The sequence below is a fragment of the Novosphingobium kunmingense genome, from assembly GCF_002813245.1.
Taxonomy (GTDB): domain Bacteria; phylum Pseudomonadota; class Alphaproteobacteria; order Sphingomonadales; family Sphingomonadaceae; genus Novosphingobium; species Novosphingobium kunmingense.
The window spans coordinates 622,271-634,898 of record NZ_PHUF01000004.1 but is presented as its reverse complement, the minus strand read 5'-3'; the positions used below and the strand labels follow the sequence as shown (position 1 = coordinate 634,898).

The 12,628-nt window shown below is 66.3% G+C and carries 8 protein-coding genes; 5 read left to right on the top strand and 3 right to left on the bottom strand.

The genetic code is table 11. From position 1 onward, the window contains the following. Positions 1-7 precede the first annotated feature (7 nt). The 3 genes from gltB to B0I00_RS12430 all read right to left on the bottom strand — a co-directional run bounded on the left by gltB (position 8) and on the right by B0I00_RS12430 (position 7,547). Positions 8-4,648, bottom strand: coding sequence for a glutamate synthase large subunit (gltB, locus tag B0I00_RS12440; RefSeq protein WP_100867683.1), 4,641 nt, complete (start codon positions 4,646-4,648; stop codon positions 8-10). A 232-nt stretch (positions 4,649-4,880) separates the two neighbouring features. Next, complete coding sequence (locus tag B0I00_RS12435) at positions 4,881-6,275, bottom strand: hypothetical protein (protein WP_100867682.1); 1,395 nt, start codon at positions 6,273-6,275, stop codon at positions 4,881-4,883. Between the two features lie 42 nt (positions 6,276-6,317). Beyond that, on the bottom strand, positions 6,318-7,547 hold the full coding sequence (locus B0I00_RS12430; RefSeq protein ID WP_100867681.1) for a TIGR04063 family PEP-CTERM/XrtA system glycosyltransferase: 1,230 nt from the start codon (positions 7,545-7,547) through the stop codon (positions 6,318-6,320). A 200-nt stretch (positions 7,548-7,747) separates the two neighbouring features. On the opposite strand from B0I00_RS12430, the gene B0I00_RS12425 reads away from it, so the two are divergent. The 5 genes from B0I00_RS12425 to B0I00_RS12405 all read left to right on the top strand — a co-directional run bounded on the left by B0I00_RS12425 (position 7,748) and on the right by B0I00_RS12405 (position 12,610). Then, positions 7,748-9,118: a putative O-glycosylation ligase, exosortase A system-associated gene (locus tag B0I00_RS12425; RefSeq protein ID WP_100867680.1), complete on the top strand. Its 1,371-nt coding sequence runs from the start codon at positions 7,748-7,750 to the stop codon at positions 9,116-9,118. Beyond that, positions 9,115-10,215 carry an acyltransferase family protein gene (locus B0I00_RS12420; RefSeq protein WP_232730223.1) on the top strand — a complete coding sequence of 367 codons (1,101 nt, stop codon included), beginning with the start codon at positions 9,115-9,117 and terminating at the stop codon, positions 10,213-10,215. Before B0I00_RS12425 ends, B0I00_RS12420 begins: the two co-directional genes overlap by 4 nt. A gap of 117 nt (positions 10,216-10,332) precedes the next feature. Continuing rightward, positions 10,333-10,782, top strand: a complete 450-nt coding sequence (locus B0I00_RS12415) for a MaoC family dehydratase (protein ID WP_100867678.1) — start codon at positions 10,333-10,335, stop codon at positions 10,780-10,782. Positions 10,783-10,833: 51 nt separating this feature from the next. Further along, positions 10,834-12,018, top strand: a complete 1,185-nt coding sequence (locus B0I00_RS12410; RefSeq protein WP_100867677.1) for an acetyl-CoA C-acyltransferase — start codon at positions 10,834-10,836, stop codon at positions 12,016-12,018. A gap of 4 nt (positions 12,019-12,022) precedes the next feature. Beyond that, on the top strand, positions 12,023-12,610 hold the full coding sequence (locus tag B0I00_RS12405; RefSeq protein WP_100867676.1) for a carboxymuconolactone decarboxylase family protein: 588 nt from the start codon (positions 12,023-12,025) through the stop codon (positions 12,608-12,610). Positions 12,611-12,628: the final 18 nt, after the last annotated feature.

Sequence of the window (12,628 nt, the reverse complement as noted above, 5' to 3'; positions counted from 1 at the left end):
CGAACCCTTATTCGGCGGCGACCGAGGCGGCATCCAGCCGCTCGGCCTCGAGTTGCTTGAGCGCCTTGGCATAGTCGCGCGGCATGACCTTGACGAAGTGGCCCACCGTGGTCTGCCAGTCGTCGAGCAGCGCGCGGGCGCGGGGCGATCCGGTGTGCAGGTGATGCCGTTCCAGCAGCACGCGCAGTCGCTCGGCGTCGTGACGCAGCATGTCGCCCATGCCGGTGTCGCTGGCACTGATCGTGCGCTGCTGCGGACGGCCGGCGCCGTCCTCGTCGTCGCGTTCGGCGCTGACCGGCGACAGGTCGACCTGGGCCGGGTTGCACAGCCGGGCGAACTGGCCGTCGGGATCATAGACATAGGCGACACCGCCGCTCATCCCCGCGGCAAAGTTCCGCCCCGTCTTGCCAAGCACGGCAACGACGCCGCCGGTCATGTATTCGCAACCATGGTCGCCGCAGCCCTCGACCACCGCGACCGCGCCCGAATTGCGCACGGCAAAGCGTTCGCCCGCCACGCCGTTGAAGAACGCCTCGCCGGCGATCGCGCCATAGAGCACGGTGTTGCCGACAATGATGTTCTCTGTCGGCTCGCGCTCGACATGGGTCGGCTGGCGGACGATGACGCGGCCGCCCGACAGGCCCTTGCCGACGTAGTCGTTGGCATCGCCGGTCAGGTCAAGCGTGATGCCGTGAGCCAGGAACGCCCCGAAGCTCTGCCCCGCGACGCCGGTCAGCTTGACCTTGATGGTGTTGTCGGGAAGCCCGGCGTGGCCATACCTTCTGGCCACTTCGCCCGACAGCATCGCGCCGACGGTGCGGTTGACGTTGATGACCTTGCGTTCGATCACCACGGCCTCGCGCTTGTCCAGCGCATCGGCGGCGGCGGCGATCAGGTCCTTGTCGAGCGCCTTGTCCAGCCCGTGATCCTGGGTCAGCGACCAGTTGAGGCTGGGGCTTTCGCCCTGCGGCACCTGGTGCAGGATGCGGGAAAGGTCGACGCCCTTGGCCTTCCAGTGCGTGATCGCCGGTGCCATGTCGAGCCTGTCGACCCGGCCGACCATCTCGGCAACGGTGCGGAAGCCCAGCTCGGCCATGATCGCGCGTAGTTCCTCGGCGACGAAGAAGAAGTAGTTGATCACGTGTTCGGGCTGGCCGGTGAAGCGCGCCCGCAGCACCGGGTCCTGCGTCGCCACGCCGACCGGGCAGGTGTTGAGGTGGCACTTGCGCATCATGATGCAGCCGGCCGCGATCAGCGGCGCGGTGGCAAAGCCGAACTCGTCCGCGCCGAGCAGCGCGGCAACCGCCACATCGCGCCCGGTCCGCAGGCCGCCGTCGGCCTGGACGCAGATCCGCGCGCGCAGGTTGTTGAGCAGCAGCGTCTGCTGGGTTTCGGCAAGGCCGATTTCCCAGGGTGAGCCGGCATGGGTCAGGCTGGTCAGCGGCGAGGCGCCGGTCCCGCCCTCGTAACCGGAAATGGTCACGTGGTCGGCCTTGCACTTCGACACGCCCGCGGCGACCGTCCCGACGCCCACTTCGGACACCAGCTTGACCGAGATCCGCGCGCTGTTGTTGACGTTCTTCAGGTCGTGGATCAGCTGGGCCAGATCCTCGATCGAATAGATGTCGTGGTGCGGCGGGGGCGAGATCAGGCCGACGCCCGGGGTCGAATGGCGAGTCGCGCCGATCGTCTTGTCGACCTTGTGGCCGGGCAGCTGTCCGCCTTCGCCGGGCTTGGCGCCCTGGGCCATCTTGATCTGGATGTCGTCGGCGTTGACCAGGTATTCGGTGGTCACGCCGAAGCGGCCGCTGGCGACCTGCTTGATCGCGCTGCGCATCGAATCGCCGTTGGGCAGCGGCTTGAAGCGCTGCGGGTCCTCGCCGCCTTCGCCGGTGTTCGACTTGCCGCCGATGCGGTTCATGGCCAGCGCCAGCGTGGTGTGCGCTTCCCAGCTGATCGAGCCATAGCTCATCGCGCCGGTGGCGAAGCGCTTGACGATCTCGCTCGCCGGTTCGACCTCGTCGATCGAGATCGGGCTCGCAGCCTTGCGGAACTCCATCAGCCCGCGGATCGTCAGCATGCGCTGCGACTGGTCGTTGATCGACTTCGCGAACTCGGCATAGTTCTTGAAGTTGTTGCCGCGCACCGCGTGCTGCAGGTTGGCGATGTTTTCCGCGGTCCAGGCGTGTTCCTCGCCGCGCAGGCGCAGGCCGTACATCCCGCCCACGTCGAGCATGTGCTTGTAGATCGGATTGTCGCCATAGGCGGCCTGGTGGCGCCGCACGGTTTCTTCGGCCACTTCCGCGAGGCCCACGCCCTCGATCGTGGTCGCGGTGCCGGTGAAATAGCGTTCGATGAACTGGCTCGACAGGCCGACCGCGTCAAAGATCTGCGCGCCGCAGTAGGACTGATAGGTCGAAATGCCCATCTTGGACATGACCTTCAGGATGCCCTTGCCGATCGCCTTGATATAGTTCTTCTGCACCTGCTTCGCGTCGTGCGGCAGGTCCTTGCGGCAGCGGATGTCTTCCAGCGTTTCGAAAGCGACATAGGGGTTGATCGCTTCGGCGCCGTAGCCCGCCAGAACGCAGAAGTGATGCACTTCGCGCGCTTCGCCGGTTTCGACGACAAGGCCGGTCTGCATGCGCAGGCCCTGGCGGACGAGGTGATGGTGCACGGCGGCGGTTGCCAGCAGCGCCGGCATGGCGATGCGGTCCGGGCCCTGGGCGCGGTCGGACAGGATCAGGATGTTCTTGTCCTGCAGCACCGCTTCGGTTGCGGCCCAGCACATTTCCTTGATCGCCATCTCGAGGCCCGCGGCGCCGGTTGCGGCATCCCAGGTGCAGTCGATGGTTTCGGTGCGGAAGGCGCCATCGAGCGCAGCCTCGACCGATCGGATCTTGGCCACTTCTGCGTTGGTCAGGATCGGCTGGTCGACCTCGAGCCGCTTGTGCGTGCCGGCTTCCATACCGAGCAGGTTGGGGCGCGGGCCGATCATGCTGACCAGGCTCATCACCAGTTCCTCGCGGATCGGGTCGATCGGCGGGTTGGTGACCTGGGCGAAATTCTGCTTGAAATAGTCGTAGAGCAGCCGGCTCTTGTTCGACAGCACCGCGATCGGCGTATCGGTGCCCATCGAGCCGATCGGATCGTCGCCGCTCACCGCCATCGGTTCAAGGAAGCGCGACACGTCTTCCTGCGTGTAGCCGAAGGCCTGCTGGCGATCGAGCAGGGTGGTGGTATCGACCGGCAGCGCGGCCAGTTCCGGCTCGACCAGGTCGAGGTCCTTGAGCTTGTACTGCGCGGCTTCGAGCCAGTCGTCATAGGGTTCGGCGGCCGAAAGCTGCGCCTTCAGTTCCTCGTCCTCGATGATCCGGCCTTCGGCGAAGTCGATCAGCAGCATTCGGCCGGGCTGCAGGCGCCACTTGCGCACGATCCGCTCTTCCTTGATCGGCAGTACCCCGCTTTCCGACGCCATCACGACGAGGTCGTCGTCGGTGACGAGGAAGCGCGCGGGGCGCAGGCCGTTGCGGTCGAGCGTCGCGCCGATCTGCCGGCCATCGGTGAAGGCGACGGCGGCGGGGCCGTCCCACGGCTCCATCAGCGCGGCGTGGTATTCGTAAAAGGCGCGGCGCTTGGCATCCATCAGCGGGTTGCCGGCCCAGGCTTCGGGGATCAGCATCATCACCGCGTGGGCGAGGCTGTAGCCGCCCGCCAGCAGCAGTTCGAGCGCGTTGTCGAGGCAGGCGGTGTCCGACTGGCCGTGCGGGATGATCGGCCACATCTTGTCGAGATCGGCGCCGAGCAGGTCCGATTCCATCGTCCGGCGGCGCGCGTTCATCCAGTTGACGTTGCCGCGCACCGTGTTGATCTCCCCGTTGTGGGCGATGAAGCGATAGGGGTGCGCCAGCTTCCAGCTGGGGAAGGTGTTGGTCGAGAAGCGCTGGTGGACCAGGCCCAGCGCCGACACGCAATCCGGGCTGCGCAGGTCGTCGTAGAACTCACCCACCTGGGTGGCGAGCAACAGGCCCTTGTAGACGACCGTACGCGCCGAGAAGCTCGGCATGTAGAGCTCGGTCAGGCCGGGCAGATCGTGCTTCTCGGCCAGCGCCGCAAGGGGGTTCTGGGTCTGCTTGCGGATCGCCAGGATCTTGCGTTCGAACGCGGCCTCGTCCGGGCAGTTTTCGCCCCTCGCGACGAAGCACTGGCGGATCACCGGCATCTGTTCGAGCACGGTCTTGCCGAGGCCCTGGGTGGTCACCGGCACGTCGCGCCAGCCGATCAGGCGTTGGCCTTCCTTGGCGATGAACTTCTCGAAGGTGCCGACCACGAAATCGCGTGCAGCCTGGTCCTGCGGCAGGAAGCACATGGCCACGGCATAGTCGCCCGGCTGCGGCAGCTTCAGGCCTTCGCCCGTCGCCCAGGCACGGAACAGGGTGTCGGGAATCTGTATCAGAATGCCCGCGCCGTCGCCCAGCAGCGGGTCGGCGCCCACGGCGCCGCGGTGGTCGATGTTTTTGAGAATTTCGAGGGCCTGGGTAACGATGCCATGCGATTTCGCGCCCTTGATGTGCGCGACGAACCCGACGCCGCACGCGTCGTGTTCATTGGTCGGATCGTAGAGCCCCTGGGGCGCCGGAAAACCCATCGAACGTGTCCATTCCTTTCTGCCACCGGACAACGCGATTCGCGGCGTGAAGCACGCAAATCGGGACAAATCCGGCAATTAAGCGCAAAGACCCTCGCTGCATTAAGCAGCAAATATTGCGCCAATTGCTCCCATGACGACACGAAGCTGTTTTTGCAACTGCGAATAAAGCCCGGCCCGGCCACCGACGGGCCGGCCGGGCTATGAATAGCGTTGCAGGGGAAGGTCGGGCCTAGCCCGCGCCGCCGATCCTCTGGAGATTGGCCAGAGCCGCGCGAAGCGAGCGGTCCGTTTCCTCGGCATCGAGCGTCGACGGACGGGCGCCGTGCGAATTTGGACTCTGCGCCGGGGGCGTGACCGTGTCGACGGCGCTAGCGGCTTTCAGTCTCGGAGCGCCAAATCCCGGACGCGCAGCCTGGCCAGGGAATATGATCACCGGTTCGACAGGAACGTCTTCGGCAGCGGCTTCCTCCGCCCGTGCGAAGGTCGGACGGGTGGGTACGGACCCAACTTCGAGCAGCGAGGCGTAACCCTGTCCAGTGATTGCGCTCGCCTCGTCCTCCTCGTCCTGGGCCGCCTCGACAGCGTCATTGGACGGCGGAACAAAGGGCGAGACCGGTTCGATGGCCGGGACCAGGACCGGACGATGGGGCAGAGTGCCGAGCACGACGCTGCGCTCGTCGTTGTCTGCGTCATGGTCGTCGCGGTTGATCTCGCGCAGCATGGACGGCAACTCGGTGGCCATGTCGGCAGGAGGAGTTGCCGGTGCGGGGCTTTTGCCCGCCGCCAGGGTTGCAGGTGCGTGGTCTGTCGGCTCTGGTTCCGGCCCGCCCCACGCGGCGCGGCGGCGCGCCATTGCCTGCTGCAGCCGCAGCGCGAGATCGACCATGTCGAGATCGGCAAGCGGCGGCGCGGGTTCGGGTTGCTGGCCGCCCATATCGTCGTCAATCGAGGGCTGGAAGATCTGCCGCTCGGCAAGTTCCTGCGGCTCGACCGGCGCGCGTCCGAAGACCTGGCGGCCGGCGCGGGCGTTGTCATCGGCGCTGGGTGCCGACACCGTCAGGACAATCGGCAGGTCCACGGGTTCGGGTTCCGGCGCGTCGGTAAAAGCGTTGAGATCGGTCGGCACGTCATCGCGCCGAAGGAGCGGAGGCGGCGTCGTGGTGCCCTGGGCGGCATTGAGCGGAGAGGCTCCGGCCAGTTCCTCGCTGGCCAGGATCGGGCGCCGCGCCGGCGTGCCTGGCGCGCCCGGATCGGAAAGAAATGCCGCATCGGGAACGAAGGGCTCGTCCTCGTCGGCCCCGTTTGCGCTTCGGCGGCTTTCGCGGCGCGATGCGGTGCCGCGGGCCATCCGGCGTGCGATCGCCGCGCCGACCAGCGCACCCAGCGCAGCCAGAGCCAGGGCGACCAGGATGCGGGCGGTCAGGCCCAGCGGAGGCGCGGCGGCGTGAAGGACGAGGTCGAGCTTGCTCAGCCGCACCAGGCTTTCGATCACGGACACGCGCACGACCAGGCTGCTCAGCCCGAACAGCGCGGCAAACCACAGCGCAACGATGGCCGGGAACAGCGGGTTGGCCGTTATCGGCGGCGGGGCCTTTGCCCGATGCTGATCTTGCTGGTTCGCCACGATCGTCAAACCTCGTCCTGTCGTATTGCTTGGCCGGGGCCGTCAGGCGGCGGCACGGATCCGGCTGTCCAAGGGTCTGCCTAGGGCCTTTTGGTAAACATCCTGATAACGATGGACGTTGCGGGCCCAGTCGTGGGCGCTTGCGACGCGGGCACGGCCGGCGGTGCGGCGCGCGTCCCAGCTGGTCGGGTCGGAGAGGAGAATGGCGAGGGCCCCGGCGCAGGCGGCGGGATCGTCGGGCGCAAACAGCGTGCCAGTTACCTCGTCGTCGATCAGTTCGCGGTGCCCGCCGACGTCCGAGGCGGCGACCAGCTTGCCCTGAGCCATCGCTTCGAGCGGTTTGAGCGGCGTGACCAGATCGGTCAGCCGGCTCTTCTTGCGCGGATAGGCCATGACGTCGGCCAGCGCGTAGTAGCGTTCGACCTCGTCGTGAGGGACGCGGCCGACGAAGCGGATCGCCTCGCTGGCCGGGCTCGCCTCGGCCTGCGCCTTGAGCTTATCCGCCATCGGACCGCCGCCGACCAGCAACAGGCGCACGCCCGGCACGGCAGCGGCCAGCGCCGGCATGGCGGCGATCAGATCGTCCAGCCCTTCGTAGTCGTAGAAACTGCCGATAAAGCCGATCACGGGTCCGTCGCCCAGGGCAAGGTCGCGGCGCAGATCCGGGTTGGGCAAGGCAGCCGTTCCGAACAGCGCCAGATCGACCCCATTGGGGCTGATTTCGATTCGCGCCGGGTTCGCGCCGCGCGCAATCAGATCGTCGCGGAGCCCGCCGCATATCGTCACCACCGCATTGGCCTGCGAGACCACCCGGTTCTCGAGCGCGCGGGTCAGCCGGTACTTGAGGCTGCCCTCGCGGCCCGTGCCGTTCGACACGGCGGCGTCTTCCCAGAATGCGCGGATTTCGTAGACCACCGGCACGCCGAGGCGCTTGCCGGCCAGCACTGCCGCCATGCCGCACAGCGCGGGCGAATGGGCGTGAAGCAGGTCGGGCCGCCATTCCGCCGCCAGCGCGACGATGGCATCGGCAAGCGCGCGGATCTCGCGCCATTCGCGCAGCACGGGAGGACCCCCGGCAATGGCGCAAGTGCGATGAAAGGTCAGTCCGTCGATCGTCTCGCAATCGGGACCGGCGGCGGTGTGGCGCAGGCCGGTGATGCCCCGCACCTCGAACCCCATGGCGACCTGCGCGGTCAGGATCGCACGGGTGCGAAAGGTGTAGCCGCTGTGCAGCGGCAGCGAATGGTCAAGTACGTGGAGGACCCGGGTCATGGGCTGGTTTCCTAAGCGGACAAGCTTAACGCGGCGTCAACCGCGGCCTGCTAGGCGCGGGAGCGTGGTCGATATCCTCGCCTTGTCGGTGGCGCATGCCGCCCTGCTAGTGGCCCTGTGGCGGCTGGTCGGTCGCGCCGACCTGGATCACGAAGCGGGAGGCACCCGCACCGGGAATCGCGCAGGACGGGGCAAGCCACGTGCTTAATGTTGCCCTCACCGCTTTTATCCTGCTGTTCTTCGCGATGGGGCTGCGCCGCCCGTTCGTCTGGGTGCTGGCCTATCTCTACATCGATATCCTCACGCCGCAGAAGATCTCCTGGGGCCTTCTCTCGACCTTGCCGGTTTCGTTGATAGCCTTCGTTTTGGCCTTTGCCGGCTGGGCGCTGCTCGACGACAAGCGCGACAGCCGCTTCACCCTGCGCCAGGGCCTGATCCTGGTCCTGCTGGTCTACTGCGGGATCACGACCCTCGCAGCGGATTTCCCGGCCCAGGCGTTCGAGAAGTGGGCCTGGGTATGGAAAGCTCTGGTCTTCGCGGTTTTCCTGCCGCTCACCCTGCGCACCCGCCTGCGGATCGAGGCGACGGCTCTTGTCATGATCCTGACGCTGGGGGCGCTGGTCATCGACGGCGGGCTCAAGACGCTCGCCGGTGGCGGCGGCTATGGCACGCTGCGGCTGTTCTTCGACGACAACTCCGGCATCGTCGAAGGATCGACCCTGTCGACTGTCGCCATCGCGGTGATTCCTCTGATCTGGTGGCTTGTCCGCCATGGGACCATCTTCGAACGCAGCCGTCTGACCGTGCTGTTCGGCATCGGGCTGACCGTGGCCAGCCTTCTCATTCCGATCGGCACGCAGACGCGGACCGGCCTTCTTTGCATCGTGCTGCTCGGGCTGCTGACGCTGCGCAGTGTCAGGCGACGGGCGTTGTTCAGCGGTGCGGCGGCACTGGCCGTCGTGGTCGCGCTGCCATTCCTGCCGAGCAGCTACACCGAGCGGATGAGCACGATCGAGGACCACCGATCGGACCAGTCGGCATCGACCCGTGTGGAAGTGTGGAAGTGGACGCTGCAATATGTGCAGGACCATCCCTTTGGCGGCGGCTTCGACGCCTATCGCGGCAATTCGATACGGGTCGAGACGCGCCGCGCGGTCGGTGCCGGTTCCAACACCGTAACGGTCGAAGTCGGCGAGACCTTCGACAAGGCCCGCGCCTATCATTCGGCCTACTTCGAGATGCTCGGCGAACAGGGCTGGCCGGGCCTGATGCTATGGCTCTGGCTCCAGGTGCTGGGCCTGTGGCAGATGGAGCGCCTGCGCGCGCGTTGGAAGAATCGCAGCGGCCCCGGCCAGGACTGGCAAGCTCCTCTGGCCAACGCCCTTCAGCAGGCGCAGATCATCTACCTCTTCGGCGCGCTGTTCGTTGGCATCGCCTTCCAGCCGTTCATGTTCATGGTCATCGGACTGCAATGCGGGCTGTGGAGCTATCTGTCACGAACCGAGGCACCGCCCGTCAGGGCGGGACGCAAACCGGTGCAACTGTCGCTATCGCGCGCGGGCCTGCCGTGACGGGCCCTGTCGCTCCGAAACAGATCGATGCCCTGACCGGGATCCGGGGCCTCGCGGCTCTTGGCGTGGTGCTTTACCACGTGCGCCTGTCGTTGCAGGAGATCGTACCGGCGAGCGTCATCGCGGTGCTGGGCAAAGGATACCTGGCGGTCGACCTGTTCTTCATGTTGTCCGGCTTTGTCATCTGGCACAATTACGCCGAAAGGATCGCGCAGGGCGGTTGGGCAGCGTCCGGGACATTTCTGTGGCGCCGTTTCGCCCGCGTCTGGCCGCTTCATGCGGCGATCCTCGGTGCTTTCCTGGGTTTTGCGCTGCTGCTCGAGGCAAGCGGGCGCGACGCGTCCGGATACCCTTTTGCCGAACTGCCGCTGCACCTCATGTTGTTCCAGAACTGGGGCTTCTCCGATGTGTTGACCTGGAACCATCCGGCTTGGTCGATCAGCACCGAATTGGCGGCCTATCTGGCCTTTCCGGCGCTTGTCATGGTCGTGCGCTGGCAGCGCGTGCCGACCACGGCATTGCTGGCTTTCGCCGCCGCAATCGCCGCGGCGCTTTATGGCCTGTTCCGCCTGACCGACCAGGCGAGCCTTGGCGGAGACATCCCTCACCTTGGTCTGTGGCGCTGTCTGGCCGAGTTCGCCATGGGTTGCCTGGCGTGCCTTGTCTGGTCGCGATGGCGCGACAGGACCGCCGCCAGCCTCGTCTGCTGCCTGGCCTGCGCCGCAATGCTTGCCGGCGCCAGCGCCACGGCTGCGGCCGAAACTGCCTTCGTTCCCGCCGTGCTCTTTGCCGGGCTGCTTGCTCTCGCGCTGGGCAAGGGCTTAGCTCAACAGGCCCTGGGTCACCCGGTTATGCGCTATCTCGGCGAGATCAGCTATTCGGTCTACCTCGTCCATTACCTGCTGTTCATCGTCTTCAAGATCGCTTTCGTGGACAATTCCATGCACCTCGGGTGGGTTGGCCTGGCCGGCTATCTGGCGCTGGTTCTCGCCACCTCGGCCGTGCTGTTCCACAAGTTGGAGCGACCGGCGCAGCGCTGGCTCAACGCCCGCCAACCGCGCTGGCCCAGCCCTGCCGTCAATGCCGCGGCGGAGTGATTCGCGCCGACCATCCACGCCGTGCGCCCCTTGCCGTAGCGGCACGCTAGGGCGTGTTGCACCGCCGTCCGGCTTGCGCCATTAAACCGCCTTTCCGACAGAAACAGGAGAGGCCCGATGACCCCCCAAGAGCTGCAAGCAAAGACCGGTGAAGTGATCGGCGTATCGGACTGGTTCCACGTGACCCAGGAACGGATCAACATGTTCGCCGACGCCACCGGCGATCACCAGTTCATCCACATCGACGAGGAAAAGGCTAAGATGACCCCGTTCGGCGGGACCATCGCCCACGGCTTCCTGACCCTGTCGCTGCTGCCGGTGCTGGGTGCGATGACCGAGGGCGCGCGGATGGACGGGGTGAAGATGGGCGTCAACTATGGCGGCAACAAGACTCGCTTCATCAGCCCGGTGCGCGCCGGCAAGCGCGTGCGCAGCCACACCAAGTTGCTCGAACTGGTCGAGAAGCGCCCCGGCCAGTGGCAGCAGACCAACGAAGTGACCATCGAGATCGAGGGCGAGGACAAGCCTGCGCTGATCTGCGAATGGATCACGATGCTCTTCGTTTGATCGACCTCCTCCCCGGGATCGGTTGAACCTCAAGAACCCAAGGAACTACCCATGTCACGTGATGCAGTCATCGTTTCCACCGCCCGTACCCCGCTGACCAAGGCGGCGCGCGGCGCATTCAACAACACCACGGGTGCCACGCTCGGCGCCTACTCGATCAAGGCGGCGGTCGAGCGCGCTGGCCTGGAAGGCGGCGAAATCGACGACGTCATCATGGGGACGGCGGCCCAGCAGGGATCGACCGGCGGCAACGTTGCGCGCCTTGCCGCGCTTCGCGCCGGCCTGCCGGTCACCGTCCCGGCGATGACCATCGATCGCCAGTGCTCGTCTGGCCTGATGACCATCGCCACAGCGGCCAAGCAGATCCTGGTCGACAACATGGACATCTGCGTCGGCGGCGGCGTGGAAAGCATTTCGAAGGTCGTCGGCAGCGGCAAGATGTTCGTCGAGCCCGATCGCCAGCTGCTGGAAATGCACCCGCACATCTACATGCCGATGATCGGCACCGCCGAAGTGGTGGCCAAGCGCTACAGCATCAGCCGCGAGTATCAGGACGAATACTCGCTGCAGTCGCAGCAGCGCACCGCCGCCGCCCAGGCCGCCGGCAAGTTCGACGACGAAATCGTGTCCTGTCAGGCGACGATGGCGATCGTCGACAAGGAAACCAAGGAAGTCTCGTTCAAGGATGTCACCGCCGACCGCGATGACTGCAACCGTCCCGATACCACGCTCGAAGGGCTGGCCAGTTTGAAGCCGGTGATGGGCGAGGGCCATACGATCACCGCGGGCAACGCCAGCCAGCTGTCCGACGGGTCGTCGGCTTGCGTGCTGATGGAAGCAAAGGTCGCCGAGAAGCGCGGCCTCGATCCGCTCGGCCGCTATGTCGGCATGGCCGTGGCCGGCACCGAACCCGACGAAATGGGCATCGGTCCGGTCTTCGCCATTCCCAAGCTGCTCGAACGCTTCAACCTGAAGATGGATGACATCGGCTTGTGGGAACTGAACGAAGCCTTTGCCGTCCAGGTGCTCTATTGCCGCGACAAGCTGGGCATTCCCGACGAACTGCTCAACGTCAACGGCGGCTCGATCTCGATCGGCCATCCCTTCGGCATGACCGGCGCGCGCTGCACCGGCCACGCTTTGATCGAAGGCAAGCGGCGCGGCGCGAAGTATGTGGTGGTCACCATGTGCATCGGCGGCGGACAGGGTGCTGCCGGCCTGTTCGAGGTCCTCTAACCCCATGCGGCTCTCGGCGCCTCGCATTGCTCCGGTCGATCTCGATGCGATCGACGACGAGCAGCGCGAGGCGCTGGCCACGCTGACCGGCGGGCGCGATGTCACCCGCTCCTCCGGCGCGGTGCTCAATATCTTTCGCACGCTGGTCCATGCGCCAAGGGCGCTGACCGCGTTCCTCGCCTGGGGCGGATATATCCTGTCGCGGCGCAACAGCCTGTCCGAACGCGACCGCGAACTTGTGATCCTGCGCACCGGTTATAATTGCGCCTCGGGCTACGAGTTCACCCAGCACACCCGCATCGGCCTCGACGCCGGGCTGACCGAGACCGAGATCGAGGCGATCAAGGCCGGTCCTGACGATCCGTCATGGAGCAACGAGGACCGCGCCCTGCTTCGGGCGGCCGACGATCTGACGGGCGACCATCACGTGTCGGACGATAGCTGGGCGGCGTTGGGCTTCCTCAGCGACAGGCAGAAGATGGACCTGGTCATGACGGTCGGCCAATACACCCAGGTATCGATGATGCTGAACAGCTTCGGCATCCAGCTCGACCCCGGGCAGGAGCTTGACCCCGCGCTCGACCGCCGCTGAACCGGCACCCTCGCGCGG

Bases quoted from the DNA above. Each gene is read 5' to 3' on its own strand.
- gltB (WP_100867683.1), bottom strand. From the start codon at position 4,648: ATGGGTTTTCCGGCGCCCCAGGGGCTCTACGATCCGACCAATGAACAC.
- B0I00_RS12430 (WP_100867681.1), bottom strand. From the start codon at position 7,547: ATGACCCGGGTCCTCCACGTACTTGACCATTCGCTGCCGCTGCACAGC.
- B0I00_RS12415 (WP_100867678.1), top strand. From the start codon at position 10,333: ATGACCCCCCAAGAGCTGCAAGCAAAGACCGGTGAAGTGATCGGCGTA.
- B0I00_RS12410 (WP_100867677.1), top strand. From the start codon at position 10,834: ATGTCACGTGATGCAGTCATCGTTTCCACCGCCCGTACCCCGCTGACC.
- B0I00_RS12405 (WP_100867676.1), top strand. From the start codon at position 12,023: ATGCGGCTCTCGGCGCCTCGCATTGCTCCGGTCGATCTCGATGCGATC.